Source organism: Deferrisoma palaeochoriense (assembly GCF_054656955.1).
Window position 1 is genome coordinate 34,899 of sequence record NZ_BAAHXI010000002.1, and the last position, 26,013, is coordinate 60,911.

Below are 26,013 nucleotides of genomic sequence, written 5' to 3' on the forward strand. Positions count from 1 at the left end.
GTCCTACCGTCCCAACGTCCGCACGTTAGTGCTTGAAGCACCTCTGCCCGGTGAACACCATGGTGGCGCCGGCCTCGTTCACGGCCTCGATCACCTCCCAATCCCGGTTGGCGCCGCCGGGCTGGCACACGGCCGTGACCCCCTCCCGGAGCCCCACGTCCACCCCGTCGCGGAAGGGGAAGAAGGCGTCGCTGATCATGGCCGAGCCGATGAGCCCGCCCTTGGCGCGGCGGGTTTCCTCCTGGATCTCGTCGAGCAGGGCCTGGTCGGCCTCCCCTTTGCGAACCCGCAGCTCCAGGTCCTTGTAGGGCAGGCCGTGGCGGTCGTAGCACAGGGCGTCGGCGTACTTGGTGTAGGCCTTGAACACCGCGATCTCGGCCACCCCCACCCGGTCCTGCTCCCCGGTGCCGATCCCCACCGTGCACCGGTCCTTCACGTACAGCACGGAGTTCGAGGTGACCCCCTGTTCCACGCACCAGCCGAAGAAGAGGTCCGCGAGCTCCGCGGGGGTCGGTTCGCGGTTCACCCGGTACTCCCGGCCCTCGTGGGTGGCCACGGCCGGCTGGAAATCGGAGGGGCTCTGGATGGCGTTCAGGGGCGACTGCTGCACGATGAGGCCCCCGTCGATCAGGCTCTTGAAGTCCACGAACCGGCGGGTGCGGTACTCGGCCAGTCGGTCCATACGGGGCACGGCCAGGATGCGAAGGTCCTTGCGGCGTTTGAGGATCTCGATCACCCCCTCCTCGTAGTCGGGGGCCGCGACCACCTCCAGGTACTGCTCCACCACGGCCTCGGCCGTGGCCCGGTCCAGCGGCCGGTTGACCACCAAGGCCCCGCCGAACGCGGCGATGCGATCGGCCCGGAACGCCCGGCGGAACGCCTGCTCGAGGCTTTCGGCCTCGGCGGCGCCGCTCGGGTTGTTGTGTTTGAGGATCACGGCCGTGGGCCGGTCCATCAGGTACCGCAGGATGTTGAGGCCGTTGTCCACGTCGGTCAGGTTGATCTTCCCGGGGTGCTTTCCGGCCTGGAGCATGTGCTCCTCGGCCAGGGACGAGACGAGACCCAGGCCCGGCCCGATGAAGGTGCACTCGCCGAGCGTCAGGTTTCCGCCCACGAGCTCGTAGAGGGCCGCCTCCTGGCCGGGATTCTCCCCGTACCGAAGGCCCTTCTCCACCAGCCCGCCGGATGCGTCCGGGAGCTTCCAGGTGCGCTTGCGGTACTCCAGGGTCTGGTCGCCGAAGGTGATGGTCAGGCGGTCGGGGAAATGGTCGTCCATCACGGTGCGGTACATCTTCTTGATGTCGGCCATCGGACTCCTCCGCATGGGGGGGGAACGGGGTCGGCACTTACTACCACAACGCCCCGCGGCCGGGAACCCCCGGGCCCGCGTTGACACCCGGCCCCCGCACCCCTATAACGGGCGCCCGATGCGCGGCGGGGACGACCGAACGCCGCGAGCCCACAACCGGAGGCCACCTGCCCGTGCACGAAACCGGAATCGCCATGGAAGTGTTGCGGCTCGCCCGCGAGACGGCCGAGCGGGAGGGAGCGGCCCGGATCGCCCGGCTCAAGGTGGTGGTGGGCCGGTGGTCCGGGGTGGAGCCCGAAACCCTTCGGTTCGCCCTGGAAACCCTCCTCGAGGATCCCGTGCTCGAGGGGGCCCGGGTGGACATGGAGGTGCGGGAGGCCGAGTTCCTGTGCGGCCACTGCGGCGAGCGGTTCCCCGCCCAGGGGTATTTCGACCCGTGCCCGGCCTGCGGCCGGGAGGGCGCCGAGATGGTGGCCGGCGACGAGCTCCTGCTGGAGGAACTGGACGTGGAGGACGGATGACCGAACTTCGGGTAGAACAAAAAATATTGGCTCGTAACGACGCTCTGGCGAAGGCGAATCACGAGTTGTTTGCCTCCGCCGGGGTGCGCCGGAGCGTGAACCTGATCTCGAGCCCGGGTTCCGGGAAGACCACGCTCCTCGAGACGACCCTGCGCCGGCTGCCCGGAGGCGTGCGGGCCGCGGTGATCGAGGGCGACGTCCAAACCGAGAACGACGCGGAGCGCATCGCCCGCACCGGTGTGCCCGTGGAGGCCGTGGTGACGGGGGGAGCCTGCCATCTCGACGCCGCCATGGTCCGGCGGGCGTTCGACCGGCTCCGGCACCGGAGCCCGGGGGGCGTCGACCTCCTGATCATCGAGAACGTGGGGAACCTCGTCTGCCCGGCCACCTACGACCTCGGGGAGGACGAGAAGGTGGCCCTCGTGAGCGTGACCGAGGGCGAGGATAAGCCGCTCAAGTACCCGGCCGTGTTCCACCACGCCACCGCCGCCGTGGTCACCAAGGCGGACCTGCTGCCCCACCTGGACGTGGACCTGGACCTCCTGCTGCGGAACCTGCGCGCCGTGAACCCGGAGCTCAGGGTGTTCGTGGTGTCGGCCCGCACGGGGGAGGGGATGGAGGCGTGGATCCGCTTCCTCCTCGGGGAATCCGGGTGATAGGATGGAGTCCAAGAACCGGACCGCGAGGAGGTGACGACCCATTTCCCAGGTGCAGGGCAACCTGACGGGCCTCAAGCCCAGCCAGATCCGGGCGCTCGAGCGCCTCTACCGCCGGAGGATCCCCGAGGAGGACCTGGTCACCGCGGAGCTCGCCAACCAGATGGCCCGGCTGAGCCGGGAGACGGGCCGCCAGGTGGGGGTGCTCGTGGACCGGCGGGGCAGCGTGCTCCACGTGGTGGTGGGCGACGAGGCCGGCATCCTGATCCCCGACCTCTCCCGCCACGGCCTGGGTCGGGGAAAGCTCCGGGGGGTCCGGTGCGTCCACACCCATCTGCGGGGCGAGGATCTGAACGAGGACGACCTCGCGGACCTGACGCTCCTCCGGCTCGACGCCATGGCCGCTGTGGGGGTCACTCGCGAGGGGCGGCCCGGTACGATCCGGGTAGCCCACCTCCTGCCGCCGAACCCCAGGGGGGAGACCTACCGGCTCCTTCCGCCCCAGGACTTCTTCGCCTTCCGGCTGCCCTTCGGGGAGTTCATCCGGGCCCTCGAGGACGAGATCGCCAGCCGCCAGGCGGGCACGGTGGAGACCCGCCTCGCCGCCGACCGGGCCATCCTGGTCCACGTGTCTACGGCGCCCCGCCACGAGGTGGAGGAACGGGTCCGGGAGTTGCGGGAGCTGTGCCGGACCGCAGGCGTGGAGCCGGTGGAAACCGTGGTCCAGCGGCCCCGGCGGATCAATCCCCGGTACCTCCTGGGGGAGGGGAGGCTCCGGGAGGTGATCGCGTCGGCCCTCCAGAAGGGGGCCGATCTCCTCGTGTTCGACCAGGAGCTCTCGCCGGCCCAGGCCCAGGCCATCTCGGAACTGGCCGAGGTCCGGGTGATCGACCGCACCCAGCTCATCCTCGACATCTTCGCCCGCCGGGCCCACACCCCTGACGGCAAGGTGCAGGTGGAGCTGGCCCAGCTCCGGTACATCCTGCCGCGGCTGCGGGGCAAGGGGCTGGCCATGAGCCGGCTCACGGGCGGCATCGGCGGGCGGGGGCCGGGGGAGACGAAGCTCGAGGTGGACCGCCGCCGGGTTCGCGACCGCATCGCCCACCTGGAGCGCCGGCTCGAGGCCCTGGCCCGGGGCCGCACCCAACGGCGGCAGCGGCGGCAGCGCTCGGGCGTGCCGATCGTGAGCATCGTGGGGTACACGAACGCCGGGAAGAGCACGCTCCTGAACGCGCTCACCCGCTCCGAGGTGTTCACCGAGGACCTCCTTTTCGCCACCCTGGACACCTCGACCCGCCGGCTTCGGTTCCCCCGGGAACGGGAAGTGATCATCACGGACACCGTGGGGTTCCTCCGGGATCTTCCCGAAGGGCTCGTGGGGGCGTTTCGGGCCACCCTCGAGGAGCTCCACGACGCGGATCTCCTGCTCCACGTGGTGGACGTGGCGAACCCCGCCTTCGAGGCCCAGATCCGGGCCGTGGAGCGGCTGCTGGGCGAACTCGACCTCGGCGACAAGCCCACGCTGCTGGTGTTCAACAAGGCGGACCTCCTGCCCCCGGGCGAGGCCGAGCGGCTGGCCCGGCTCCACGGCGGCGTGGCCGTGAGCGCCCGCCGGCCGAAAACCCTGGCCCCGCTCCTGGAGCGCCTGGAGGAGAAATTTTGGAGGGACGAGGAATCCCCGCCGGGGTCAAGTGACGCGCCGCCGTGGCCGATCCGAGAGAAGATCACCGAACCGTGAGAAAGGAGATCGGCGCATGGACGGAAGCGGCTCTCGCCTCGGCGGGTGGATCGGCGGGCTCCTGGGCCTCGCCGGTGCTGGGATCGCCTGGGCCGGGTGGGGCGCGGCGGGTACGGGGGTGGCCGCCGTCGGGCTCGCCGTGGCCGGGCTGTGGCCGCGAACCAGCCGGCCGCCGGCGACCCTACGGGAGCTCCTCGAGGTGGCGCGGGAACATCCGGACGGCCCCTGGGGCCCCCTGGGCCGCGACCTGGAGGACCGGCTCCGCCGGCTGGACTCCCACGCCGACGCCATCCGCGACGTGGTGCGGCGGATGCAGGAGCACGCCACGCTGCTCGGGTGGGTGCTCGACAACCTGGGCCGGGCCGTCGAGGGGGCGAAGGAGGGGCTCTCGGTGGTCGACGGGGCGGGGGAACGGGTATGGGACCGGGCCCAGCGGGTCCAGGCGGAGAGCGAGCGGGGGCTCGCGTTCATGGACACCCTGGCCCAGAGCACCGAGGAACTCTTCTCCGGGGCCGAAACCCTGAACCGCTCGGTGGAGGAGGCCACGGCCTCGATCACCCAGATCTACGGGGCCCTGCGGGAGATTCACGGCAACGTGGACCGAGTGAGCGAGGCGAGCGACCGCACGACCGGGTTTGTGGCCGAGGTGGGCCGGGCCATGGGCGAGATCCGCAACCGGATCGACCGGAGCCTCGATCTCTTCCAGGAAGTGGAGGGGGCCGCCCGGGAGGGCCGTGACGCGGTGGTTCAGGTGGGCGAGGGCATCCGGCGGATCGAGGACGCGTCCCAGGCTCTGGGGGTCGCGGTGCAGGCGCTGGCCGACCGGAGCCGGGAGATCGAGGGCATCCTGGGGGTGATCACCGAGGTCAGCGAGGAGACGGGGCTCCTGTCCCTGAACGCGGCGATCCTGGCCGCCCAGGCCGGGGAGCGGGGGGCCGCGTTCGCGGTGGTGGCCGACCAGATCCGGGGCCTGGCGCGGCGCACCCGGGAGAACGCGGGGCAGATCGCGGCCCTCATCCGGGAGGTGCAGGAGAACATCGCCGAGGCGACCCGGGGCCTTTCCGAAAGCCTCGCCGCCGTGGACGATGCGCGCCGGCTGGGGGAGAGGGCGGGGGGGGAGATCCAGCGGATCGAACAGGCCGTGGTGGCCGCCGTGGGGGAGGCCCGGGAGATCGCCCAATCGGCCCAGCGCCAGGACGAGCAGGCCCGGGCCATGGTGAGCGCGGCCGACGAGGTGAACGCGAGCCTCCACCGGGTGGCCGAGAATCTGCACCAGGGCATGCAGGAGATGGACCGGGTCCAGGCCCTGATCCAGACCCTGGCGGCCCTGAGCCAGTCGCTCCGGGCGGCCTCCGACAGCCACCGGGACACGGGCCGGCAGACCGCCGAACTCATGGAGAGCTTCGCCCGGGAGGTGGAGGAGATCGGAGGGGCCCTGGAGGAGCAGCGGCAGGCGGCCCGGGCCCTGGAAGAGCACCTGGCCACCGTGGCCGAGTCGGGGGAGGGGGCCGGGGAGAGCTTGGAGGGGTTCCACGAGATCGTGCGCCAACTCGTGGCCCAGGCCGACGGCCTGCGCGAGGACGCGAGGGTGGCGGAGACCCGAAACGAGGAGTCCGAGGATGGCTGAGGGCAGGAGGGTGTCCGAGACCCGGGTTGAGGTGGCGGAGATGATGCTCCCCCAGCACGCGAACCTGGCCGGCAACGTCCACGGCGGGATGATCATGAAGATGATCGACGACGCGGCCGGGGTGGTGGCCTTTCGCCACTGCCGGGGCAACGCCGTCACCGCCTCGATCGACCGGCTGGATTTCCACGCGCCGGTGTACGTGGGAAACCTGGTGGTCCTCAAGGCGTCCATGAACTACGTGGGTCGCACGAGCATGGAGGTGGGGGTGCGGGTGGAGGCCGAGGACCCGAAAACCGGGGTCGTCCGCCACACGGCGTCGGCCTACCTCACGTTCGTGGCGCTGGACGACGAGGGAAAACCCCGGCCGGTGCCCCCGCTCATCCTCGAGACCGAAGAGGATCGGCGCCGCTGGGAGGCCGCCCTGCGGCGCCGGGAGGAGCGCATGCGCACCCGCTCGATCCTCAAGGCCGAGGGCCTGTCCCGGAGGGCCTAACGGGGAAGGCGGGACCGGGTCAGCCGAACCCGAACCGCCCGGTGACCAGAAGGTGGGCCAGCGCCGTGAGACTGGCCGACGCCAGGATCACCGCCGAGACGAGGTGGAGGAGGGTCTGGACGAGCCCCCAGTCCCACGTCAACGTTTCCCGGTGGCGGAACAGATCGAGGAGGGCCAGCACCAGGGCGACGCCCGTGCACACGGGAACGGCCAGGCCCCATCCGCCGGTACGCCAGCTCACGGCCAGGACCACGGCGGCGGCGGCCCAGAACCCCAGGGAAAGGATGCGTTTACCCATGCCGTTTCGTTCCTCCCAAGAACCTGCGGGCCCTCGCCTGTCCGATCTCCTCTCGCCCGGGGGGCTGCCCACGGGAATCGGAAGCCTCCCCCACACCGATCCGGAGTCCGCGGTGGACGCCGTGCTTCGCCACCTCCCGGAGATCCCGTTCTGGCCCCAACTGCCCCGGCGGAGCCCGCTGGAGGGGATGGTACCCCAGTACGTGGAGGGGTTCCCGGTGGGCGACGACCTAAGGCTCCCCGACGCCGACGAAGGGGTCCGGGGGCTCGAGGGGTTCTACGAACGGGTTCTCGCCGGCGATCTGGAGGCGTTCGGCCTGAGCCCCGGGCGGGCCCCCGGATTCTATGCCCTGGAGCGGCGCCTCGTCCAGGACCCGCCCCCGGAACTACGGTGCGTGAAGGCCCACGTGACCGGCCCGGTGACCCTGGCCTCCTCGATCAAGGATCCGGCGGGTCGGGAGGCGCTCCACGACGACGGCTTCCGGGACGCCCTGGGTCAGTTGGCGGCCCAAAAGGCCCTGTGGCAGGTGCGGCGGCTGGCGCGGCTCGGGAAACCCGTGATCGTGTTCCTGGACGAGCCCGTGATGGAGGTGTACGGCTCGGCCTACTCGAGCCTGAGCCGGGAGATGGTGCTGGACCTCTGGCGGCCGACCCTGGAGGCCCTGGAACCGGAGGACGCCTGGGTCGGGATCCACTGCTGCGGGAACACGGACTGGGGCCTCCTGTTCGAGAGCGGGGCCCACATCGTCAACTTCGACGCGTTCCACTTCCTGGAAAAGATGCTCTTGTACCCGGGGGAGGCCCAGACCTTCCTGGACCGCGGGGGCGTGATCGCCTGGGGCATCGTCCCCACCTCTCCCGAGGCGCGCGACGTCACCGTGGAGGGTCTGTGCCGGCGCCTCGACGAGGCCATGGGACGGTTCGCCCAAGCCGGGGTGGACCCGGATGCCCTCCGGCGAGGGTGCCTCCTTACACCCTCGTGCGGCATGGGGAGCCTCGACGAGCCCCTGGCTGAGCACATCCTGGGCCTTCTGAAGGAGACTTCGGCCCGGTTTCGGGCCGGGTAGGGGAGGGGGAATCGGGGCGGGGCGAGGTCCCCTCAGCCGACGGGTTTACTTCGCGTCGTGTGGGTGCACGACTCCACCGGCATGCCGCTCCCGCAGGGGCAGGGGGAGGTCAAGGGCAGGCGCTGGCGGTTTTGAAAATCCACCGGGATCACGGCCCCGGCCGGCCCGGGATCCCCCTCTCCGGCCTCGGCTTCATCCCGGGGCCATCGGTCGGCCTCGTCGAACAGCCTCCGCACCGCGGCGTAGCGCTTCGCCAGGGTGCTCACCGAGATCCCCCAGTGTTCGGCCACCTCGGCCCGGGACACCTCGTGCCCCAGCATGCGGTGGCAGGTCCAGGCCAGGGCCGCGGCCCAGGCCGCGTCGAGCACCCTCGGGGCCGAGCCCGCCTGGGCCACCTCGGCCCAGACCCCCTCCACCAAAAGCACCTCCAGATGGCTCGCCCCCTTGGACCGGAGCCAGGCGCGCAACCGCCGCAGTTCGGCCCGCTCCTCGGGCCGGAGGATGCGGCGCTGGGCCCGGATCTCGGGGAGGAGGGCGCGCATCTGCTGCCGCTCCAGGGCTCGGCCGGCCCGGCCCTCCCGCACGGCCCGGAGGGCGGCCTCGAGCTCGGGATCCTCGGGGGTGAGGGCCAGGGCCGCCTCGAGATGGAACTCGGCCTCGTCCCATCGGGCCTCGCTGGCGAGAATCAGGCCGAGGTCGATGTGCGCCGGGGGGTAGTAGGGGTGGAGCCGGGCCGCCCGTTCCAGAACCCGTTTCCCCTCGGTTTTGCGGTTCTGCTGGTAGAGCACCCACCCCAGGGCGCAGAGGCACCCCGGATGGTCGGGCGCCTGCCGCAGGGCGTCCTCCAGTTCGGCACAGGCCTCCTCGCCCCGTTCGGAGCGCAGGAGCGCATCGGCCAGGAGGAGGCGGGCCGAGATGTGTTCCGGATCGTGCCGGGCGGCCTCCTGGAGCACCCCGACCGCGCCCGCCGGATCGCCGGTCTCGAGAAGCGCCATCCCCTCGTGGAACGAAAGGAAAAAGGCGTCCTCGGCCGTCTCGGGCTCGGGCTGGTGCTCCCGAACCCGCTCGAGCAGTCGAAGAACCGAGGGCCAGTCCTCATCGAGGGCGTGGCGCTCGATGAGGTGGAACAAAAAGCGGACGTCGGGCATTCTTCCCTCTCGCAATGGCAACCACGAACGCCCGGGCCCCGGGGGGCCGGGCGGGCGGACTATACCAGGGCAGCCGATCCCATTCCAAGGTATACTTGCCGGCCCGCAGTCCCCCCCCTGGGTTCCGGTGGGAGCAAAGGCTTCTCGCGCAGAGGCCCACGCGAAGCGGGTGGTTTGCGTCGGCGCTCGCCGGGGGTTAGCCGTCTTTGAAGACACAAAAGGAGGATATCCATGGAACCGAGAACCCATCTGGCCATCCGCCCCGAGTGGGTGGGGGAGATCCTGGAACTCGAGGAGGGCCGCTGCCGCGCGAGGCTCGTGGCCCGGCCCGAGATGGCGGCGGACGACCGGGGCCTCGTGCACGGGGGGTTCACCTTCGGGCTCGCGGACTACGCCGTGATGATGGCCGTGAACCACCCCTTCGTGGTGCTGGGCGGGGCCGAAGTGCGGTTCACCGCCCCCGTGCGGGTGGGGGAGACCCTGGTGGCCGAAGCCCGGGTCGTGGAGACCAAGGGCAAGAAACGGGTCGCCGAGGTCCACGTGGAGGTGGACGGCCGGCGGGTCCTGGAGGGGACCCTGACCGCCTTCGTGCTGGACCGGCACGTCCTGGACGCCGGGTAGGCCGGATCCGTGCGCGAACTCCTGGGGGTTGCTGCGCTCCTGGCCCTCGGCCTTGCCGTGTCGAACCGGTGGTTCGTCCGGGTACGGGCGGGACGGTTCGGCCGGTTCCTCTACCTCACCGGGGAGGAGTTCCTGCTCCTGGGGTTGGTGCTGGGCCCCCGGGTCACCGGCGTGCTGGACCACGCCACCCTGGAGGGCCTGGAGCCGTTCGTGGGCCTCGGGTTGGGGTATCTGGGCTTCGTGTTCGGCCTCCAGTTCGACATCGCATCGCTGCGCCAGGTGCCGCCCCGGTTCTTCGCGGCCAGCGCCGGCCAAAGCGCGCTGGTCTTCGCCGCCACGGCGGCCGGACTGTGGGCCGTGATGGGGGTCGGCCCGGAGGGACTCCCCCTGGTGGCGGCGGTGGCGGCCGCCGGGGTGGGCACCTCCACCTCGTTCCTGTTCCTGGTGGACCGCCATACCGCCCTAGGACGGAACCCTGCCTTTCGGTTTCTTCGGTTTTCTTCCGTGTTCGACGACGTCTGGGGCGTGGCGCTCTTCGGGGTGGCCCTGTGCTGGCTCGCGCCGGGGGGCCCCGGTCGGTTCCTGCTCACGATCGGGCTGTCCCTCGTGTCCGCCGTGGTGCTCCTGGGCGGGGCGCGGGTGGCCCAGACCGAGGAGGCCGAGCTTCCCGTCCTGGCGGGGAGCGTCCTCTTCACGGGCGGCGTGGCATCCTACGCCGGGGTTTCTCCCATTCTGATGAACGCGGCCGCCGGTTTCTTGGTGGCCAACCTCCACCCCAGGGCACGGGCCCTCCACGAGCGCCTGCTCACCGTCGAAAAGCCCATCTATTTCCTGATGCTCCTCGTGGCCGGCGCCTGGTGGGGGCTTTCCGGGGAGTGGGTGGCGACGTGGACCCTCGTGTACGTGGGCGCCCGGTTGGTCGGAAAGCTTTTAGGAGGCACGGCGGCCGGCCGAATTTTGGCCGGCGATTGGGGAGGCGGTGCCGCCGGCCTGGGACTCCTCGCCCAAAGCGAGATGAGCGTGGCCCTGATGGTGAACCTGATGGTCATCTGCCCGGTCCAGGACGTGGGAGGGGGCGCCGCGGCGGTGCTCGTAGGGGTGATCGTGAACGACCTCCTCAGTTCGGCCTATTACGGCTGGGCCTACCGGAAGGGAGCGTGAGGGGTGCATCGGTTCGTCGCGGCGTGGGATCGGGTGCCTGGCCTGTGGGTGCGCCTCGGGTTCGCCCTTCTCCTGGCGGCCGTGCTGGCGGGGGTGGAGAGGGCCCCCCTGGGGGCCTACCGGTTTGAGCCGGCGCTCCTTTCCGTGTTCTACGGGTTTTTGCTGCTGGAGGCCTACCTTGTGGGGGAGGTGTTTGCCCGTCTGCGTCTGCCGAGGATCAGCGGGTACATCGTCGCCGGGGTCCTGAGCGGACCCCACGCCCTGGGCCTGGTGGACGAGCACTGGGGCCACCGGATGAAGGCGATCGACGATCTGGCGCTCACGTTCATCGCCCTGACGGCCGGGTGCGAGCTGCACCTGGGGAAACTCCGGGAGCGGTTCCGGGGCATCGCCGGGATCGCGGGCGGCATGGTGCTGATGGTGGTGCCGGGCCTGGCCGCCGTGACCCTCGTGGCCAGGCCCTGGCTTCCCTTCGATCTGGATCTGTCCGGGGTGGGGATCTGGGTCGTCGGGGCCCTCGTGGGCGTGATCGGGATTGCCCGTTCCCCCACCTCGGCCATCGCGATCATCCGGGACGCACGGGCGGCGGGGCCGTTCACCGACACGGTGTTCGGGGTGACCGTGCTCATGGACAGTCTGGTGATCCTGCTGTTTGCCCTCACCGTGGCCGTGGCCCGGGCCGCCCTGACGGGGGCCGGGGTGGATGCCGGGTTCCTGGGGGCGGTGGCGGCCCAGCTCGCGGCCTCGGTGGCGGCCGGTGCCGTGTTGGGGGGCGCCCTGGCGGCTTACATCCGGCGCCTGCGGGGGTACCTGCCCGTGGTGCTTATGATGACGGCGCTCGTGGTGTCCGAGTTTTCCCGGTGGTTGGCCCATTGGTTCGAGGCCCGCTACGCCGTGGCGTTCCATCTCGAGCCGCTCCTCATCGCGACGGCAGCCGGGTTCACGGTGCAGAACTTCTCGACCCAGGGGCGGGAACTCGAGGAGGGGCTCAGATCGGTGGCGCTTCCCATCTTCATCGTGTTCTTCTCGGCGGCCGGGCTCCATCTGAACCTGCCGGTGCTGGCGGGCGTGTGGCACCTGGCGGTGGTGTTCGTGGCCGCCCGGATGGTTTTGCTTGTGGCGGCCGGGTGGCTGGGCGGGGCGGCCGCGGGGCTCCCCCCCGCGTTTCGCCGGATGAGCGGCATGGCGTTCTTCACCCAGGCCGGGGTGAGCTTGGGACTCGCCGGCGAACTGGCACGGCGGTTCCCCGACTGGGGTCCGGGGATGGCCGCGTTCTTGATCGCCTGTATCACCCTGAACGAACTCGTGGGGCCCGTAACCTTCAAGCTGGCGTTGGACCGGGTGGGCGAGTCGGGCCGCGGGGAGTAAGAAGGCATGGTAACGGTGGGACTGGAGCGGTTCTGCCAGGAGCCCGGCCGCTGGGTGCGGCCCGGGGAACGGGTGGGGCTGCTGCTCAACACGGCCAGCGTGGACCGGAAGTTCCGGTGGGCCCGGGACCGGGTGGCGGCGCTCCCGGGGGTGCGCCTGGCGACTCTCTTCGGCCCCCAGCACGGGGTGCGCTCGGACGTGCAGGACAACATGGTGGAGTCGCCCCACGGGGTGGACCCCGCGCTGGGGATCCCGGTGTGGTCGCTCTACGCCGAGCGCCGGGAGCCCACGGCCGAGATGCTCGACGGGCTCGACGTGCTCCTGGTGGACCTTTGGGACGTGGGCTGCCGGGTGTACACGTTCATCTGGACCCTTCGGCTCGCCATGGCGGCCTGCGGCCGGCACGGGGTGCGGGTGGTGGTGCTCGACCGGCCCAACCCCCTGGGCCGGGCCGCCGAGGGAAACCTCCTCGAGCCGGAACAGCGGTCGTTCGTGGGGCTGGAGCCGATCCCCATGCGCCACGGGCTCACGGTGGGGGAGCTGGCCCGGTGGTTCCGTTCCGCAAGGGGAGTGGAGTGCGAGTTGGACGTGGTTCCGGTGGAGGGGTGGGACCCCGGGGGCTTGTGGCCCGAGGTGGGCCGGCCGTGGATCATGCCCTCGCCCAACATGCCCACCTTCGACACGGCGTTGGTGTACCCGGGCACCGTGCTCCTCGAGGGCACCACGGCCTCGGAGGGGCGGGGCACCACCCGGCCCTTCGAGATCGTGGGCGGCCCGTGGGTGGGGGGCGAGGCCCTCGCCCGAAGGCTCGAGCGGTACGGCTTGCCGGGGGTGGTGTTCCGGCCGGTGGGGTTCGAGCCCACCTTCCAGAAGTGGGCGGGCCGGCCCTGCGAGGGGGTGCACCTGCACGTCACCGACCCGGCGGCGTTCCGGCCGTACCGGACCGGCCTCGCGATCCTCGCGGCCCTCTGGGACCTCGCCTCAGACCGGGGGTTCGGGTGGCGGCCGCCCCCCTACGAGTACGAAACCGAGCGGCTTCCGATCCACCTCCTCCTGGGGTCGGAACGCCTCCGGGAGGCCATCGAGGCCGGGGCTGACCCCAGGGAAATGGAATCCGGGTGGGCCGAGGATCTGCGGCGCTGGGAGGAAGAAACCGCTATGGTGCGCCTGTACTGAACCCCCCGAACGGGGGAGGGCGATCCGGCCGCCCCTCAGGCCGCCCGCCGGTTCGCCTGGAGCTCCTCCACCCGCCGCCATACCGTGTGGCGGCGCCGGGCCTTCAGGTTCTCCCGGTCGGCCCAGTAGTGGAACGCGGGTTCCAGTTCCGGCTGGCCCATATCCTTCCACCACTTCAGGAACGCGTGGGCGAGGATGTACGGGACGGCCTGGTCGCGGTTCATGAGTCCCTCCCTATGCGAAGCAAAATCAAACGCGGACTTGGAGTGTAACAAAAGGATCCTGGCGTGTTCAACCAGACAAAACAGTTCTCCTCCATTTCGTTGGACAACCAGCACCTCCATTTCCTCGGGATCTGCGGCACGGCGATGGCCTCGGTGGCCGTGGCCCTCCACCGGCGGGGCGTTCGGGTGACGGGTTCCGACCAGGCCATGTACCCCCCCATGTCGGAGGTGCTCGCCGCGGCCGGCGTTCCGGTGGCGGATCGGTTCGACCCGGCGAACCTCGACCCGGCCCCCGATCTGGTCGTGGTGGGAAACGCCATCAGCCGGGGAAACCCGGAACTCGAGGCCGTGCTGGACCGGGATCTGGAACGGTGTTCCCTACCGGAACTCCTGGGCCGGGCCTTCCTGCCGGGCCGCAAGGCCCTGGTGGTGGCCGGCACCCACGGCAAAACCACCACCTCAGCCCTGTGTGCCTGGGCTCTGGAACAGGCCGGCCGCAAGCCCTCCTGGCTCGTGGGCGGGATGCCCCGGGGCCTGGAGGGCGGCTTCCGACTGGGAGAAGGGGAGTGGTTCGTACTGGAGGGCGACGAGTACGACACGGCCTTTTTCGACAAACGGCCCAAGTTCGTCCACTACCGGCCCCGGATCCTCGTTCTGAACAACCTGGAGTACGACCACGCCGACATCTACCCGGACCTGCCGAGCCTCAGGAGGGCGTTCGTGCAGGCCGTGCGCATCGTCCCGCGCACCGGGGCCCTCGTGGCCAACGCCGACGACCCCGAGGTCATGGCCCTGGTCCGCGACGCCCCGTGCCCGGTGGTGACCTACTCGGCCCGGGGGAACCCGGCCGACTGGGCGGGGGAGGGCAGGGAGGGGGAACTCGCCGCCCGGGGGCCAGAGGGGCGGACCCTCGCGCTTCGGTACGCCCTCGTGGGGCCCCACCAGGCCTGGAACGTGCTCGCGGCGGCCGCGGCCCTGACCTTGGCCGGGCTCGCCCCGGAGGAGATCGAGGAGGCGGTGGCGAGCTTTCCCGGGGTGCGGCGGCGGGCCGAGCTCCGGGGGGAGGCGGACGGGGTGGCGGTGTACGACGACTTCGCCCACCATCCCACCGCGATCCGGTCCACCCTCGAGGGGTTCCGCCGCCGGTTCCCCGGCCGGCGCCTCTGGGCCGTCGTGGAGCCCCGGTCGAACACCATGCGCCGCCGGGTCTTCCAGGAGGCCCTCGTCGGGGCCTTCGACGCCGCCGACCGGGTGTGCTTGCGGGAGGTGCCGAACCCCGAGAAGGTGCCGCCCGAAGACCGGCTCGACGTGGACCGGCTGGCCCGGGACCTCACGGCGAGGGGGGTGCCGGCCCAGGCGTTTCCCGACGCCGGGGCCATCGTGGAGTTCCTGGCGGCCGGGGCCCGGCCAAGGGACGTGGTCGTGGTGCTCTCCAACGGCGGCTTCGAGGGGATCCACGAGAGGCTCCTGGAGGCGCTGCGGGGGAGGACCTGATGCGCCCCGTGCCGGGATCCCCGAAACGGGATCGGGTAGGGCGCGGCGGCTTCGGGGGGCCGGCCGGGGCCCGGCACGCGAGGGGCGGGGGCCGCGCGCACCAAAACGCCCCAGGGTTCGCGCCCATGCCCCTGGCGATGGCGGTTTTTCTTCTGGTTCTGGCGGGGTGCGCCGCGGGCACGGCCCGGCGGGCCGCCTGGCTCGTCCGGGACCGCCTGGCCGACCCCGCGGAACTGACCCGGGCCTGCGAGGCCGCGAAAACCGCCGGGCTCGAGCGCCTGGTCGTCCAGGTGCGGGGCCGGGGGGACGCCTGGTACCCGAGCGAGGTCGCTCCCCGGGCCGAGCCCCTCCGCGCCGCGCCGGAGGGCCACGACCCCCTCGCCCTGGCCCTCGAGGCCTGCGCCCCGGTTCCCGTGGCCGCCTGGCTCAACGTCTACTACCTCTGGGGCGACGAGACTCCCCCGGCCGACCCGGCCCACCCGGCCCGGGCCCACCCGGAATGGGTCCTCACCGACGACGAGGGCCGCCGAGTGGACGGGTACGGCCCCGTGGAGCGGGCCCTGGGCTGGATCGAGGGGATCTACGCCGACCCGGCCTCCCTGGGGTACCGGGACCTCTTCGTGGAAGTGGTCCAGGAGCTCGTGGCGGCCTATCCCGTGGGGGAGATCCACCTCGATTTCGTGCGGTACCCGGGGCCGGGCTACGGCCAGGGCGGCCCCCTGGGCGAGAGGTTTCGGGAAACCTGGGGCCTGGACCCCCGGCTTCTGCCCCCCGAGCTCCGGGACGCCCCCGACCTCGCGGCCTGGCTCGACGGGTCCATGCCCGCCGGGGACCGGATCCTCACCACCCTGGGGCTCCTGTGGGCGGAGGCCCGGGCGAGGGAGGTGACGGCCCTGGTGCGGGCCGTGCGCCGGGAGCTCGACCGGGTGGAGGGGCGGCGCGTTCGGCTCTCCGCGGCGGTCTGGCCCGATCCGGGGTCCTCGTACCGGGACAAGGGGCAGGACTGGCGCACCTGGGCGGCCGAGGGGCTCGTGGACGCCCTCTATCCCATGGCCTATTTCGGACCTCCGGCCCGGGTGGAGGCCCAGGCGCGCCGCGCGCTCGCCGCGGTGGGGCCCTGGGGGACCGAACTCTGGCTCGGGCTGGGAGGGTATGTGAAGGCCCCGGCCCAGATCCGCGAGGAGGCGCGGCGGGCCGCCGTGGGGCGGTACTGCCTGTTCGACTGGGGAACCCTCCTGGACCGCCCCGGCGGCCCCGGGCCGTGGGTTGAGGCGCTGGGGGGCCGCTTCGTCCCCCCGGTCTCCCACCGGGCGCCCCCGGCACCCCGCACGGAGGGCGGCCGGCGCCTGTGGGCCCTGGTGGACCGAGCGGTCGGCGGGGACTGGGCCGGATTGGCCGTCCCGGACGGGGCCCTGGACCGGAGGTGGGCGGAGTTCGAGGCGGCGCGGCAGGGGGTTCTTTCCGCCGCCGTGGAGGCGGCCGCCCGTTCCACGGTGACCGTGCCCGACTGGGTGGACCTGGAGGGGATCTTCCGGTACGTGAACCCGGACGACCCTCCCGAACGGGTGGCCGAGCAGGCGTCCCGGGCCCGGGAGGCCTTGGAACGGGTTCGGGCCGGGGAGGACTTCGGCCGGGTGGCCCGGGAGGTGAGCCAGGGCGGGACGGCCCGGTTCGGAGGCCCCTTGGGGCGGCGCTACCTGACCGAGGGGCTCCCCGGCCGGGAGGCCCTGGCCGCGGCGAGGCCCGGGGACCTGGTGGGCCCGGTGCGGGTTTCCAACGGGTTCTGGGTCTACCGGGTCCGGGAGCGAGGGCAGGGGAGGGCGGTTCCCTTTTCCGAGGCGCCGTGGCCCGCCCGCCGAAACGCCCTCCGCCGGATCCTGGCCTCCACGGGGGTTCGGCTGGGAGGCCAGGAGGCTGGGAGGCTAGGAGGCTGGAACGCTAGAAGGCTCGGAGGCTAAACCCTGTGGCGACTCGATTGCCAAAATCCGTCCCGGTGCGTACCGACGCCTTCCCAGCCTCCACGAGCGGTCCTACGGTTGGCCCCCGAACACCTTCTTGAGGAGGTCGGTGGTCCGGGCCACGGGGTTCGTGCGGATCTTCTGCTCCTCCTCGGCCACCAGGGTAAAGAGCCCGTCCAGGGCCTTGTCCGTCACGTAGTGGTCGAGGTCGAGGTCCGATCCGGCCACGTAGGAGGCGATCTCGGGCCGGCCGGCAAACCCCTTGTAAGCCCGGGTCACCCCGACCTCCTCCGAGGCCTTCTTCACCACGGGCAGGAACCGCGCGTAGAGATCCTCCCGGGTGGTCTTTTGCAGATACTCGGTGGCCGCGGTGTTCCCGCCCTTCCAGATCGCGTGGACGTCGTCGAAGGTGAGGGACGTGACGGCGTCGGAAAAAACCGGCAGGGCCTCGGCCGCGGCCCGCTCGGCAGCGCGATTGATCGTCTCCTCGAACGCGTCCGCCTGGCCGCCCAGCCCGAACCGCCGGGCCACCGAGGCCGCCGTCTGGAGGCGGTCGGGCAGGGGGATCCGGATCTTGGGGTTTTCGAGGAACCCCCCGGCCTGGGACGCCCGCTCCACGGCGGCCCGGGCCCCCTTGGCCAAGGCCTCCTTCAAGCCGGCCGCGATCTCGTCGGGGGAGAGCTGTGCTCCCCCCGCCGCCTCGGTTCCGGCTTCGGTGGCCTGGCCCGGCACGGCCTTTTCCACGGCGCCCTTCAGGCTGTCGAGCCACCCGGCGTCTGCCCCACCGCCCGCGCCCAAGAAACACGCCGCAACCACCAAACCCAGTGCCCCCGCCCTTGTCGTGATGCTCATCCCCGCCTCCCGATGTGCGAGCGCTTCCCCAGCCGCAACCCCTCCGGAACACTCACAGGGACACCCCAGAACGGTTCGGCATCCCGGACGTCCGGCGCTCCGGCCAAGGCCTATGTGCTATGCACGGCGTCAGTGCTTGGCCGCCTCCTTTTTACCCCCGGTCTCCGGCGTGTCCAGGTACGAAAGGATGGTGGCGGCATCTTTGTAGCCGGGAACGACCCGGCCGTCGGGGAACACGAGGGTCGGGGTGGAGCGCACCCCGATCTGTTTCGCTAGCGCCTCGTTCTTCTCGATCTGGTCGGTCTCACAGGTCGGGTCCGGGATCGGCTTCCCCGCCAGGCTGTCCTCGAGCATCTGGGCCGATTTGGCGCAGATGATCGCCTGGGCCTTCTTGCGGGCGTTGGGGTGGATCTTCAGCGGCAGCATCTTGATGAAGAACGCCACGTCCGGCCGCTTCTGGACAACCTTTTTCATCTCGGGGTGCAACTTTTTGCAGAAGGGGCATTCGGGATCGTCGAACACCACAATCCGCGTGGGCGCCTCGGGATCCCCGATCACCACGGCGTCCTCCAGGGGGATGACGGAGGGATCGATCCGGTTCAGATCGATGTACCGCTCCCGGGTCACGCTGGTCATCTTTTCAAGATCGATGACGTCTCCGGTGATCACGAACCGCTTCGAGTAGTCGAGGAACACGGGGAGCTTCTGGCCTCGCTTTTCGACGTCCACCTCCCACATGCCCGGCACCGCGGCCTCTCGCACGCCGAGAACCTTGTCCACGAGCTTCCCCAGGGCCGCCTCCGCCTCCTTCTGGGTCAAGGTGTGGCAGTCGGAGCACTTTCCGGAGCCGCAACCGTCCGTCATGAAGGCAAGGGCGGAAAAGGACACAAGGGATAGGGCTGCCACCGAGAAGAAAACAACGACACGATGCATGTAACTCACCTCCCTGACCGCGACGGAATCCTGGGAACCGTCCACGGCCCCTTTCGCAACTCCCCGGGCCGGAACTCTCCTAGGGGCCGCGCAGGGACCGTGGGATCGGGCACTCTACCAAGCCCCGCGCAGGAGGGGAAGGGCGGCAAGGACCGGTCCAGACCGGGTCACGGTCATAACTTGACATAATATATCTTATCAGACGTTGCTTATCCGGGGCGGCATTGTCTCCTCCGCGACTGGGCGCTCTGATTTGGGCGGTTCCGTGTATTGGTTTCGGGTCGGTCAAGCCTTTGTGGGCTCCCGTGTCCGCCGACGGGTCGGCGGCCGAGTCCGTAGAGTCCCCCAGTCCTCCGGGTTCCCCCCCCAGACCCTTCCCGGTTCGACCTGCGCGAGTGTTCCCTTTGCCGCCCGACGGCGAGTCCCGGCGGTGTTCGTGAACCCGCCACCGCCCGGACCTCGCCGAAGCGCCCGCCATGGACCCACCGAAGGTGCCGCTGTCCGCCGCGACGGGACTGGCCCGGGGCTTTTTGCCGGGCGCGTCCTTGACGACGGTTCGGGGGCCGCCGGGGTTCGCCGCGGCCTGGGTTCGGCGACGTGACGAGTGTCCTCGGGTTCGGGGGGAACCTAGTTGCGATGGTCTGAACGGTGGGTTCTTGGATATGCAACAACTACAGACAAGTGGGAGAAATTACCGAATTACGCACTAAGTGACGCTGGCATCTTGGAACCGCCTGATATGTCAAAGAAACACAAGGTCGGCGTTGAGGTGTGAAACTTTGCGGTGGCAATGTGTGAAAAAACCCTAAAGTCTCTTTGCACCCCTGCCGATCCGTGAGCCCGACGCGTCGGACCCCGCAATACCGGGAAGGGCCCCATGTACGAGACCTACTGGAACCTGCATGCTCCGCCGTTCGAGAACGTCCCGGACCCTCGGTTCTTCTACGCCTCGGAGGTCCACCGGGAATGCCTGGCCCGGGTCCAGTACGCCGTGAGCCGGCGAAAGGGCGCCGTGCTCGTGGTGGGCGACGTGGGGTGCGGCAAGACCCTGCTGTGTCGCCGCTATCTGGCCACCCTGGCCCCGGGGGCGTACGACGTGGCCCTCCTCGTGCACCCGAGCCTCGATCCGGTGGGGTTCCTCCGGGAGGTCCTTCGGCAGTGGGGGGAGGCCCCTCGGGGAGACTCGAAGGACGAGCTCCTCGGGCAAGTCCGCGCCCGCCTGCTCCAGAACCACCGGCGGGGGGTCGAGAGCCTTCTCGTGGTGGACGAGGCCCAGGCGATCCAGGGGCTCGAGACGCTCGAGGAACTCCGCCTCCTTCTGAACCACCAGCTGGACGACCGGTTCCTGCTCACGGTGGTCCTCCTGGGCCAGCCCGAGGTCCTGAACCGCATCCGGGCCCTGCCCCAACTCCACCAGCGCATCGGCATCCGGGCGCGGCTCGGCCCCCTGACCCAGGACGAAACCGTGCGGTACGTGCTGACGCGGCTCAAGCGGGCGGGCGCCACCCGGTGCATGTTCCGGCCGCGCGCCCTGGCGGCCGTCTACCGGCTGTCCCGGGGCGTCCCCCGCGACATCAATACCCTGTGCGATCTCGCCCTGCTGCGGGCGTACCTGGAGCGGGCGCCGTTCGTGGAGGAGGCCCACGTGGCCTTCGCCGACGAGGAGGTGGTGTCGTGCGCATGATCGATCTCGTGGGCAACGGAACCGCCGCGACCGCCCTGGAACTCCGGGGCGGGGTGCCGCCCGTGGGATCCGGCGAGTCGCTTTACGAGGAGTTGGTGGAGGGGCTGGCCCGCGTGGCGGACGGGATCCGGAGGCGCTCCCGGGTGCGGCTCGGGCGGATCGTGGGCACGGTGTGCCGGTGGGCCCGGACGGGCGACCCGGACGGAGCCCTCCTCCGGAAGAGTCTGGAGCCCTATTCCCCGGAGGAGCTGATCGCCCGCCACTCGGCCAACGTCACCGTCCTGAGCCTCACGATCGCCCGGGCCATGGGGCTCGACGAGGCGGCCCGGGTCAACGTGGCGCTCGCGGCCGCGGCCCACGACCTCGGGATGGCGGCTCTGCCCGAGGACGTGGTGCTCAAGCCCTCGGCGTTTTCCGAGGGGGAGCGCCGCGTCATCGAGGGGCACCCGTCCCTCGGGTTCCGGCTGCTACGGAATCTGGGGCCCAAGGCCGATCCGGCGGCCCGCGCGGCCTTCGAGGAGCACGAGCGCGAGGACGGCAGCGGCTATCCCCGGCGCCTGCGCGGCGACGCCATCTGTCTCGAGGCCAAGATCATCGCCGTGGCCGACACCTTCGAGGCCATGGTCCATCCCCGGCCCCACCGGCCGGCCGTGCCGCCCCACCAGGCCGTGGCGGCGTTGGCCAAGGACCTGCGGGGACGGTTGGCCCCCCGCCCGGTACGCGCCCTGCTCCGGGAACTGACCCCGTTCCCCCCCACGACCCGCGTCCGGCTGAGCGACGGCCGGTCGGGCACCGTGTGGGAGGTGCGGCCGTCGGCGCCGCTTCGGCCCGTGATCCGGGTGTGGGAGTCCGGGGGGGCCCGGAACGTCGATCTCCTGCGCCACCCGTCGCTGCGGATCGCAGAGGTCCTCGGAGACCCCCGCCCGGGGCAGCCCCACTGAGGCCTCCCACCCCCCGAAGGAGACGTACCATGCAGACCTTGATCCGGTTGGATCCGATCCCCCTTCCCCGCCCGTCCCGCCACGTGGCCGCGCGCCGGGTGGGATCCCAGATGGTCCTCGTGCCCACCGCGCGCAGGGCTTCCGAGCTCGGGTCGGTGTTCACCCTGAACGAGGTGGCCGCCCGGATCTGGGAACTCCTGCCCACGGCCCGGTGCGTGGACGAGATCGTGGACGCGTTGCTGGCCGAGTACGAGGCCGACCGGCTCATTCTGCGGGCCGACGTGCTCGGGTTTCTGGCCGACGGGATCGCGGCGGGGGTGCTGGAGGTCACGGAATGACCCCCACCGTTCCCCTGACCCTGTGGGCCCAGGAAACGGCCGACGAGTTCTGGGAACACCGGGTACCCGTGGAGGGCACCTTCGAGCTCACCCGGGCCTGCCCCTTCTCCTGCCCCCACTGCTACTGCCCCGAGGCAAGGCCCGGACCCGAGCTCACGACGCCCCAGATCCTCGGGCTCCTGGACGAGCTGGCGGAGGCCGGCTGCCTGTGGCTCACCCTCACGGGCGGGGAACCCCTGGCCCATCCGGGGTTCGAGCGGATCTACCTCCACGCCGTGGAGCGGGGCTTCCTGGTGACCCTGTTCACCAACGGGCTGCTCCTCGACCAAAGGATTCGGGACCTTCTCGCCTACCGGCCCCCGGCCTCGATCGAGATCTCGGTGTACGGGGTGTCGGAACACGGCTACGGCCGGGCCACCGGGCGGCCCGACGCCTGGCCCGCGGTCCGGGCCCACGTGGAGGCGGCCGTGGCCGAGGGACTCTCCGTCACGCTCAAAACGGTCCTCACCCGCGCCACGGCGCCCGAACTGGACGCGATGGCGACCTGGGCCCGGAACCTGGGCGTGGGCTTTCGGTTCGATCCCGCGATCAACCCGCGCCTCGACGGCGCCCCCCGCCCCCTGGGGGAGCGGCTCTCCCCCGAGGAGGTTTTGGCCTTCGAGGCCCGGTTCTCCGACCGGTGCGAGGCCTGGCGGGAGGCCTGCGCCCTGCCTTCGGGGGGTACCGGACCGAACGGCCTGGGATGCGGGGCCGGCCGCACGGCGTTCCACCTGACGGCGGAGGGGGCGGTGACGCCGTGCCTGCTCCTTCCCTGGCTCGGGGTGTCCGTCTTCGAGGCGGGGTTTCGGGCCGCTTGGGAACGCGACGTCCCCCGAATCTTAGACCTCCTGCCCCCCGGAAATCCCGAGTGCGGGGCCTGCGACCTGGGGAACCTGTGCGACCACTGTCCCGCCTGGGCCTTTCTCGAACACGGCCGGTGGAACGCCAGGGTCGAGTACCTGTGCTCCCTGGCCCACGGCCGCGCCGAAGCCTTCGGGAGGAAGTGCGCGTGAACCGGAAGCCTTACGCCAAACCCGTGCTGCGGCGGGTGGAACTGGCCGTGGAGGAAGCCGTGCTGGCCGCCTGCAAGACCCAGCGGTGGCAGCCGGCCCGGGGCCGGAAGTGGTGCCTGCACCCCTGGTGCAAGCAGAGGCTCGGGTCATGACGCCGGCGGCGCGGTTTCGGATCGGGGACGTGGTGGTCGGGGTGGAACGGCGGGACGGCGGGCTCCCCCTGGCCCGGCCAGCCTACGGGCCGTTCCGGGTGGAGCGGGAGGACGCGCCCCTGGACGTGGCGGTCACCGCCCTGCCCGGCCCGCCGCCCGCCTTTTCCGGGACGCTCCAGTTCCGGAGCGGCGAGACCTGGAGCCTCTGGGAGGCGGGCGGCGGATTTCTCTTTCGCCCGGCCGGGGGGCCCGGTACGGCCTGGATCTCCGAGACGTTCCGGGAGGTGCGGGTGTACGGGCTGGATCCCGAGGCCCCGGTGCTCGACTACCCGCTGGACGAGCTCCTGTTCGTGCACCTCCTCCCCGACCTGGGCGGGGTACTCCTCCACGCCTCGGCCGTGGTGCAGGGGGGCCGGGCCCTGGGGTTCACGGGGGTTTCGGGCACCGGGAAGTCCACCATGGCCACCCTGTGGGCCTCGGCCCGGGGCGCGCCGGTGCTGAGCGACGACCGGGTCGTGCTCCGGGTCCGGGAGGACGCGGTGTGGTGCCACGGCACCCCGTGGCACGGCACGGCCGGCCGGGCCCTGGGGGGCGGCGCGCCGCTCGGGGCGCTCCACCTCCTGACCCAGTCCCGGGTGCCCTACCGCCGCCCCCCCGACCCCGACACCGCCCTGGCGCGGCTCTTGCCCTGCGTGTTCCTGCCCCACTGGGACCCCGTGCGGACCGCCTTGGTCCTCGAGGCCCTCCACCAGATCGTGACCCGGATCCCGCCGGAGGAGGTGGGGTTCTTCCCCCATCCGGCATGCCTCGACACCCTGTTCCCGAGGGAGGCCGCATGAGCCGAGCGCCCCTGCCCGATCGGGTGGTCCTGGTCCGGGGGGGCTCCATGGCGCCCTGCCTCCTGGCGGGCGACCGGGTGTTCGTCCGGCCGGCGGCCGAAGGGGAACCCAGGCCGGGGCAAGTGGCGCTCCTGGCCGGACCGGTTCCGGTGCTTCACCGGGTGCTTCGCCGATCGGGCGGCACCCTCTGGGTGCGGGGAGACGCGCAGGCCGGGCCGGCCGAACCGGTTTCCGCCGAGAGGGTTCTGGGGGTTGCCCAGTGGCGGGTCCGGGACGGGCGCCTAGAGGACCTGCCCGGGCCGAGAAAGCCCCGGTTTTGCCTGCCGGCCCCGGCGCCCCGGCCCGCCCCGGCCTGGGTTCGGTGGTGCCTGCCGGCCGACCCCCCGGAACCCCCTCCTCCCGAAGAGGTGGCCCGGTGGACACCGGCCGCCCGGCGAGAACGCCTCGCCCCCCTTCTGGCCCACCGCCTGGCCTCCGTGGTGGGCCCCCTCCCCCCCGGCCTCGAGCGGGAGGCGCTTCGCGCCGCGGCGGCCGAGGCGTTCCAGACCGGGCAACTCGCCCGGGCCCTGGAGGCCCTGGGCCGGGCCGGGGTGGAAGTGATGCCCCTCAAAGGGGTGTGGCTCGCCCACCGGGTGTACCCGGCCGCCCACCTGCGGCCCATGAACGACGCCGACCTGCTGGTGCCCCCCGGACAACGGGCCCGGGCCCACGAGGTCCTCACCGCCCTTGGGCTCCGGCCCCTGGGGGAAACCGTGCCGGACACCCGGCCCCCGGGCTCCTCCCTGCCCTCGGCCCTCTACCGGGACCCCGAGGGCGCCTTCGCCGTGCACCTCCACTGGGGCCTCGTGAACGCCACGGTGCCCCTGGCCCACGCCGGCCTGGGCCCGGATCCGTGGCGGGACGCCGCCCGCGCCGATCTCCTCGGGAACCCGGTCTGGGAACCCCCTCCCGAGGTCCACGGGGCGCTGCTGCTCGAGCATCTCACCCGCCCCGGCCACCTCCTGCGCCCCCTGGTGCGGCTGGTGGACCTGGCCTGGTTCGAGGCCCGCTGGGGACGCGGCGCCCTGGACCGCGCCGCCCTCCTCGCCCAGGACACGGGCTGGGGCGGCGTCACCGCCGCCGCGCTGCCGGCGGTGCTCCGGCTCCTGCGGGACGGCTGTCTGCCCGGCCTCCGCGACGGGGTCCGGGTCGCGGCGGCCCACCTGCGGGGCCACGCCGGCCTTCGAAACAAGATGAACTTTGTGTTTCGAACCATCATTCCGGAAAAGAGGTTTCGCGCCCCTTCCCAAGGGGGGCGCGGGTCCGCCCCCCTGGTGGCCCTCCTGCGGGCGGCCCGCCTCGTCGCGGCCCTGGGGCCGGAGGTGGGACCGTGAGGGGCCTGGCCGCGGTCGCCCTCGTCCTGGGGGGCTGCGCCCTGGCGCCGCCGCCGGTGGTGGAGCTTCCGGCCGCGCCCCCGGCCGAGGTGGCCGCCACGCCGCGCACCCCGGAGCCGCCCCCCTCCCCTCCCCTGCCCCCCGATCCGGCGGAAAACCGGGTGTTTGCCTGCCGGGAGGGCCGCTGCGAGTACCGCCTGGGCCCGGGTGACCGGGTCGAGGCGGTGTTCCTGGGGGAGCCCGACCTGCCGGTGCGGCAGTTCCCCGTGGAGGCCGACGGATACCTGGCCCTGCCCCACGTGGGCCGCCTCAAGGCCGGGGGGCGCACCCTGACCGAGGTCCGGGCGGAGGTCGAGGCCCGCCTGTCGCGCCTCCTCCGGGATCCCACGGTATCCCTGCGGCTCGCGGAACCCCGGGCCCACCGGGTGACCCTGCGGCTTCCCGACGGCGCCCAGGTCGTGGCGCTGGACGGCCTCACGCGGCTCGGCCCCTTCCTGGCCGGCCGGTACGCCGGCCCCGAGCGGGGGCTCGTCACGGTGCGCCGCGGCGATGTGACGTGGCGCATCCCCCTGGCCGAAGCCCTGGACCCGACGGGAGCGGGACGGCTGGTGCTCGACGCGGGCGACCAGATCGCGGTGGCGCCGGAGGGGCCGGCCCGGTTCTACGTGATCGGGGAGGTGGAGCGCCAGGGCACCTATCCCCTGGAGCGCCCCACCGACGTGCTCCAGGCCGTCGCCCAGGCCGGGGGGTTCAGCCCCCGGGCCCGGCGCGATCTGGTGGCGGTGCTCCGCCCCGGGCCGGAGGGCGCCCGGGCCATCCCCGTGCGGCTCGGTTCCCCGGGGCCGCTCCTGGAACCCGGCGACGTGGTGTACGTGGGCCGTTCCCGGGCCGGCGACTGGAACGCGTTCCTCGAGCAGATCCGGCCCACCCTGGAGGTGCTCAATCTCACCAGCGGCACCGGCCTGAACACCCGGAACCTCACGGAGTAGCG

26 protein-coding genes are annotated in these 26,013 nt (G+C 71.9%); 20 read left to right on the plus strand and 6 right to left on the minus strand.

Annotation, left to right across the window (positions count from 1 at the left end):
* Positions 1 to 25: 25 nt before the first annotated feature.
* Positions 26 to 1,309, minus strand: coding sequence for an IMP cyclohydrolase (locus tag ACYQ8L_RS01015; protein WP_459939892.1), 1,284 nt, complete (start codon positions 1,307 to 1,309; stop codon positions 26 to 28).
* A 173-nt stretch (positions 1,310 to 1,482) separates the two neighbouring features.
* Here ACYQ8L_RS01015 and ACYQ8L_RS01020 point away from each other — a divergent pair, with 173 nt between their 5' ends.
* Genes ACYQ8L_RS01020 through ACYQ8L_RS01040 form a run of 5 tightly spaced genes read left to right on the plus strand, consistent with a single transcriptional unit; the run spans position 1,483 to position 6,344 of the window.
* Positions 1,483 to 1,830, plus strand: coding sequence for a hydrogenase maturation nickel metallochaperone HypA/HybF (locus ACYQ8L_RS01020; protein WP_459939893.1), 348 nt, complete (start codon positions 1,483 to 1,485; stop codon positions 1,828 to 1,830).
* Positions 1,827 to 2,486 (plus strand): hydrogenase nickel incorporation protein HypB, encoded by a 660-nt coding sequence (gene hypB / locus ACYQ8L_RS01025; protein ID WP_459939894.1) that lies wholly within the window; start codon positions 1,827 to 1,829, stop codon positions 2,484 to 2,486. The genes ACYQ8L_RS01020 and hypB overlap by 4 nt, the downstream gene beginning before the upstream one ends.
* A 52-nt stretch (positions 2,487 to 2,538) precedes the next feature.
* Entirely contained in the window at positions 2,539 to 4,224 is a 1,686-nt protein-coding gene (gene hflX / locus ACYQ8L_RS01030; protein WP_459939895.1) for a GTPase HflX, read from the plus strand.
* Positions 4,225 to 4,240: 16 nt separating this feature from the next.
* Positions 4,241 to 5,851: a methyl-accepting chemotaxis protein gene (locus tag ACYQ8L_RS01035; protein ID WP_459939896.1), complete on the plus strand. Its 1,611-nt coding sequence runs from the start codon at positions 4,241 to 4,243 to the stop codon at positions 5,849 to 5,851.
* Entirely contained in the window at positions 5,844 to 6,344 is a 501-nt protein-coding gene (locus tag ACYQ8L_RS01040; protein WP_459939897.1) for an acyl-CoA thioesterase, read from the plus strand. Before ACYQ8L_RS01035 ends, ACYQ8L_RS01040 begins: the two co-directional genes overlap by 8 nt.
* Before the next feature lie 19 nt (positions 6,345 to 6,363).
* Here ACYQ8L_RS01040 and ACYQ8L_RS01045 read toward each other — a convergent pair whose 3' ends face one another.
* Positions 6,364 to 6,642 carry a hypothetical protein gene (locus ACYQ8L_RS01045; protein ID WP_459939898.1) on the minus strand — a complete coding sequence of 93 codons (279 nt, stop codon included), beginning with the start codon at positions 6,640 to 6,642 and terminating at the stop codon, positions 6,364 to 6,366.
* Between ACYQ8L_RS01045 and ACYQ8L_RS01050 the strand changes: the two genes are divergently transcribed.
* Entirely contained in the window at positions 6,641 to 7,708 is a 1,068-nt protein-coding gene (locus ACYQ8L_RS01050; RefSeq protein ID WP_459939899.1) for a uroporphyrinogen decarboxylase/cobalamine-independent methonine synthase family protein, read from the plus strand. The two genes, ACYQ8L_RS01045 and ACYQ8L_RS01050, sit on opposite strands and share 2 nt — an antisense overlap.
* Before the next feature lie 32 nt (positions 7,709 to 7,740).
* On the opposite strand, the gene ACYQ8L_RS01055 is transcribed toward ACYQ8L_RS01050, so the two are convergent.
* Positions 7,741 to 8,856: a tetratricopeptide repeat protein gene (locus ACYQ8L_RS01055; protein ID WP_459939900.1), complete on the minus strand. Its 1,116-nt coding sequence runs from the start codon at positions 8,854 to 8,856 to the stop codon at positions 7,741 to 7,743.
* A 231-nt stretch (positions 8,857 to 9,087) separates the two neighbouring features.
* Here ACYQ8L_RS01055 and ACYQ8L_RS01060 point away from each other — a divergent pair, with 231 nt between their 5' ends.
* Genes ACYQ8L_RS01060 through ACYQ8L_RS01075 form a run of 4 tightly spaced genes read left to right on the plus strand, consistent with a single transcriptional unit; the run spans position 9,088 to position 13,182 of the window.
* Positions 9,088 to 9,477, plus strand: a complete 390-nt coding sequence (locus tag ACYQ8L_RS01060; RefSeq protein WP_459939901.1) for a PaaI family thioesterase — start codon at positions 9,088 to 9,090, stop codon at positions 9,475 to 9,477.
* A 9-nt stretch (positions 9,478 to 9,486) separates the two neighbouring features.
* Positions 9,487 to 10,638, plus strand: coding sequence for a cation:proton antiporter (locus tag ACYQ8L_RS01065; protein WP_459939902.1), 1,152 nt, complete (start codon positions 9,487 to 9,489; stop codon positions 10,636 to 10,638).
* A 3-nt stretch (positions 10,639 to 10,641) separates the two neighbouring features.
* Positions 10,642 to 12,006: a cation:proton antiporter gene (locus tag ACYQ8L_RS01070; protein WP_459939903.1), complete on the plus strand. Its 1,365-nt coding sequence runs from the start codon at positions 10,642 to 10,644 to the stop codon at positions 12,004 to 12,006.
* 6 nt (positions 12,007 to 12,012) lie between these two features.
* Complete coding sequence (locus ACYQ8L_RS01075) at positions 12,013 to 13,182, plus strand: exo-beta-N-acetylmuramidase NamZ family protein (RefSeq protein WP_459939904.1); 1,170 nt, start codon at positions 12,013 to 12,015, stop codon at positions 13,180 to 13,182.
* 35 nt (positions 13,183 to 13,217) lie between these two features.
* On the opposite strand, the gene ACYQ8L_RS01080 is transcribed toward ACYQ8L_RS01075, so the two are convergent.
* The gene (locus ACYQ8L_RS01080) at positions 13,218 to 13,406 is read right to left on the minus strand and encodes a hypothetical protein (protein ID WP_459939905.1); all 189 of its coding nucleotides are present in this window, start codon (positions 13,404 to 13,406) and stop codon (positions 13,218 to 13,220) included.
* A gap of 63 nt (positions 13,407 to 13,469) precedes the next feature.
* Here ACYQ8L_RS01080 and mpl point away from each other — a divergent pair, with 63 nt between their 5' ends.
* Positions 13,470 to 14,900: a UDP-N-acetylmuramate:L-alanyl-gamma-D-glutamyl-meso-diaminopimelate ligase gene (gene mpl / locus ACYQ8L_RS01085; RefSeq protein WP_459939906.1), complete on the plus strand. Its 1,431-nt coding sequence runs from the start codon at positions 13,470 to 13,472 to the stop codon at positions 14,898 to 14,900.
* A gap of 125 nt (positions 14,901 to 15,025) precedes the next feature.
* The gene (locus ACYQ8L_RS01090) at positions 15,026 to 16,858 is read left to right on the plus strand and encodes a family 10 glycosylhydrolase (RefSeq protein ID WP_459939907.1); all 1,833 of its coding nucleotides are present in this window, start codon (positions 15,026 to 15,028) and stop codon (positions 16,856 to 16,858) included.
* Between the two features lie 72 nt (positions 16,859 to 16,930).
* Here the strand turns inward: ACYQ8L_RS01090 and ACYQ8L_RS01095 are convergent, their stop codons facing one another.
* Positions 16,931 to 17,710, minus strand: a complete 780-nt coding sequence (locus ACYQ8L_RS01095) for a DUF4197 domain-containing protein (protein WP_459939908.1) — start codon at positions 17,708 to 17,710, stop codon at positions 16,931 to 16,933.
* 129 nt (positions 17,711 to 17,839) lie between these two features.
* A complete protein-coding gene (locus ACYQ8L_RS01100) occupies positions 17,840 to 18,643 on the minus strand; it encodes a DsbC family protein (RefSeq protein ID WP_459939909.1) in 804 nt (267 codons plus the stop codon).
* Positions 18,644 to 19,520: 877 nt separating this feature from the next.
* Here ACYQ8L_RS01100 and ACYQ8L_RS01105 point away from each other — a divergent pair.
* Genes ACYQ8L_RS01105 through ACYQ8L_RS01140 form a run of 8 tightly spaced genes read left to right on the plus strand, consistent with a single transcriptional unit; the run spans position 19,521 to position 26,011 of the window.
* The gene (locus ACYQ8L_RS01105) at positions 19,521 to 20,327 is read left to right on the plus strand and encodes an ExeA family protein (protein ID WP_459939910.1); all 807 of its coding nucleotides are present in this window, start codon (positions 19,521 to 19,523) and stop codon (positions 20,325 to 20,327) included.
* Positions 20,324 to 21,268 carry an HD-GYP domain-containing protein gene (locus tag ACYQ8L_RS01110; RefSeq protein WP_459939972.1) on the plus strand — a complete coding sequence of 315 codons (945 nt, stop codon included), beginning with the start codon at positions 20,324 to 20,326 and terminating at the stop codon, positions 21,266 to 21,268. Before ACYQ8L_RS01105 ends, ACYQ8L_RS01110 begins: the two co-directional genes overlap by 4 nt.
* Before the next feature lie 29 nt (positions 21,269 to 21,297).
* A complete protein-coding gene (locus tag ACYQ8L_RS01115) occupies positions 21,298 to 21,606 on the plus strand; it encodes a PqqD family protein (RefSeq protein ID WP_459939911.1) in 309 nt (102 codons plus the stop codon).
* Positions 21,603 to 22,658, plus strand: a complete 1,056-nt coding sequence (locus ACYQ8L_RS01120; RefSeq protein ID WP_459939912.1) for a radical SAM protein — start codon at positions 21,603 to 21,605, stop codon at positions 22,656 to 22,658. Before ACYQ8L_RS01115 ends, ACYQ8L_RS01120 begins: the two co-directional genes overlap by 4 nt.
* On the plus strand, positions 22,655 to 22,810 hold the full coding sequence (locus ACYQ8L_RS01125) for a hypothetical protein (RefSeq protein WP_459939913.1): 156 nt from the start codon (positions 22,655 to 22,657) through the stop codon (positions 22,808 to 22,810). The genes ACYQ8L_RS01120 and ACYQ8L_RS01125 overlap by 4 nt, the downstream gene beginning before the upstream one ends.
* Complete coding sequence (locus ACYQ8L_RS01130; protein WP_459939914.1) at positions 22,807 to 23,649, plus strand: hypothetical protein; 843 nt, start codon at positions 22,807 to 22,809, stop codon at positions 23,647 to 23,649. The genes ACYQ8L_RS01125 and ACYQ8L_RS01130 overlap by 4 nt, the downstream gene beginning before the upstream one ends.
* Positions 23,646 to 25,022 (plus strand): nucleotidyltransferase family protein, encoded by a 1,377-nt coding sequence (locus ACYQ8L_RS01135; RefSeq protein ID WP_459939915.1) that lies wholly within the window; start codon positions 23,646 to 23,648, stop codon positions 25,020 to 25,022. Before ACYQ8L_RS01130 ends, ACYQ8L_RS01135 begins: the two co-directional genes overlap by 4 nt.
* Positions 25,019 to 26,011 carry a polysaccharide biosynthesis/export family protein gene (locus ACYQ8L_RS01140; RefSeq protein WP_459939916.1) on the plus strand — a complete coding sequence of 331 codons (993 nt, stop codon included), beginning with the start codon at positions 25,019 to 25,021 and terminating at the stop codon, positions 26,009 to 26,011. Before ACYQ8L_RS01135 ends, ACYQ8L_RS01140 begins: the two co-directional genes overlap by 4 nt.
* Positions 26,012 to 26,013: the final 2 nt, after the last annotated feature.

Excerpts from the sequence above, each read along its gene's own strand:
- ACYQ8L_RS01015 (WP_459939892.1), bottom strand. The coding sequence starts at position 1,309 with ATGGCCGACATCAAGAAGATGTACCGCACCGTGATGGACGACCATTTC.
- hypB (WP_459939894.1), top strand. The coding sequence starts at position 1,827 with ATGACCGAACTTCGGGTAGAACAAAAAATATTGGCTCGTAACGACGCT.
- ACYQ8L_RS01035 (WP_459939896.1), top strand. The coding sequence starts at position 4,241 with ATGGACGGAAGCGGCTCTCGCCTCGGCGGGTGGATCGGCGGGCTCCTG.
- ACYQ8L_RS01040 (WP_459939897.1), top strand. The coding sequence starts at position 5,844 with ATGGCTGAGGGCAGGAGGGTGTCCGAGACCCGGGTTGAGGTGGCGGAG.
- ACYQ8L_RS01050 (WP_459939899.1), top strand. The coding sequence starts at position 6,641 with ATGCCGTTTCGTTCCTCCCAAGAACCTGCGGGCCCTCGCCTGTCCGAT.
- ACYQ8L_RS01045 (WP_459939898.1), bottom strand. The coding sequence starts at position 6,642 with ATGGGTAAACGCATCCTTTCCCTGGGGTTCTGGGCCGCCGCCGCCGTG.
- ACYQ8L_RS01055 (WP_459939900.1), bottom strand. The coding sequence starts at position 8,856 with ATGCCCGACGTCCGCTTTTTGTTCCACCTCATCGAGCGCCACGCCCTC.
- ACYQ8L_RS01060 (WP_459939901.1), top strand. The coding sequence starts at position 9,088 with ATGGAACCGAGAACCCATCTGGCCATCCGCCCCGAGTGGGTGGGGGAG.
- ACYQ8L_RS01075 (WP_459939904.1), top strand. The coding sequence starts at position 12,013 with ATGGTAACGGTGGGACTGGAGCGGTTCTGCCAGGAGCCCGGCCGCTGG.
- ACYQ8L_RS01080 (WP_459939905.1), bottom strand. The coding sequence starts at position 13,406 with ATGAACCGCGACCAGGCCGTCCCGTACATCCTCGCCCACGCGTTCCTG.
- ACYQ8L_RS01090 (WP_459939907.1), top strand. The coding sequence starts at position 15,026 with ATGCCCCTGGCGATGGCGGTTTTTCTTCTGGTTCTGGCGGGGTGCGCC.
- ACYQ8L_RS01095 (WP_459939908.1), bottom strand. The coding sequence starts at position 17,710 with ATGAGCATCACGACAAGGGCGGGGGCACTGGGTTTGGTGGTTGCGGCG.
- ACYQ8L_RS01100 (WP_459939909.1), bottom strand. The coding sequence starts at position 18,643 with ATGCATCGTGTCGTTGTTTTCTTCTCGGTGGCAGCCCTATCCCTTGTG.
- ACYQ8L_RS01105 (WP_459939910.1), top strand. The coding sequence starts at position 19,521 with ATGTACGAGACCTACTGGAACCTGCATGCTCCGCCGTTCGAGAACGTC.
- ACYQ8L_RS01110 (WP_459939972.1), top strand. The coding sequence starts at position 20,324 with ATGATCGATCTCGTGGGCAACGGAACCGCCGCGACCGCCCTGGAACTC.
- ACYQ8L_RS01115 (WP_459939911.1), top strand. The coding sequence starts at position 21,298 with ATGCAGACCTTGATCCGGTTGGATCCGATCCCCCTTCCCCGCCCGTCC.
- ACYQ8L_RS01120 (WP_459939912.1), top strand. The coding sequence starts at position 21,603 with ATGACCCCCACCGTTCCCCTGACCCTGTGGGCCCAGGAAACGGCCGAC.
- ACYQ8L_RS01130 (WP_459939914.1), top strand. The coding sequence starts at position 22,807 with ATGACGCCGGCGGCGCGGTTTCGGATCGGGGACGTGGTGGTCGGGGTG.
- ACYQ8L_RS01135 (WP_459939915.1), top strand. The coding sequence starts at position 23,646 with ATGAGCCGAGCGCCCCTGCCCGATCGGGTGGTCCTGGTCCGGGGGGGC.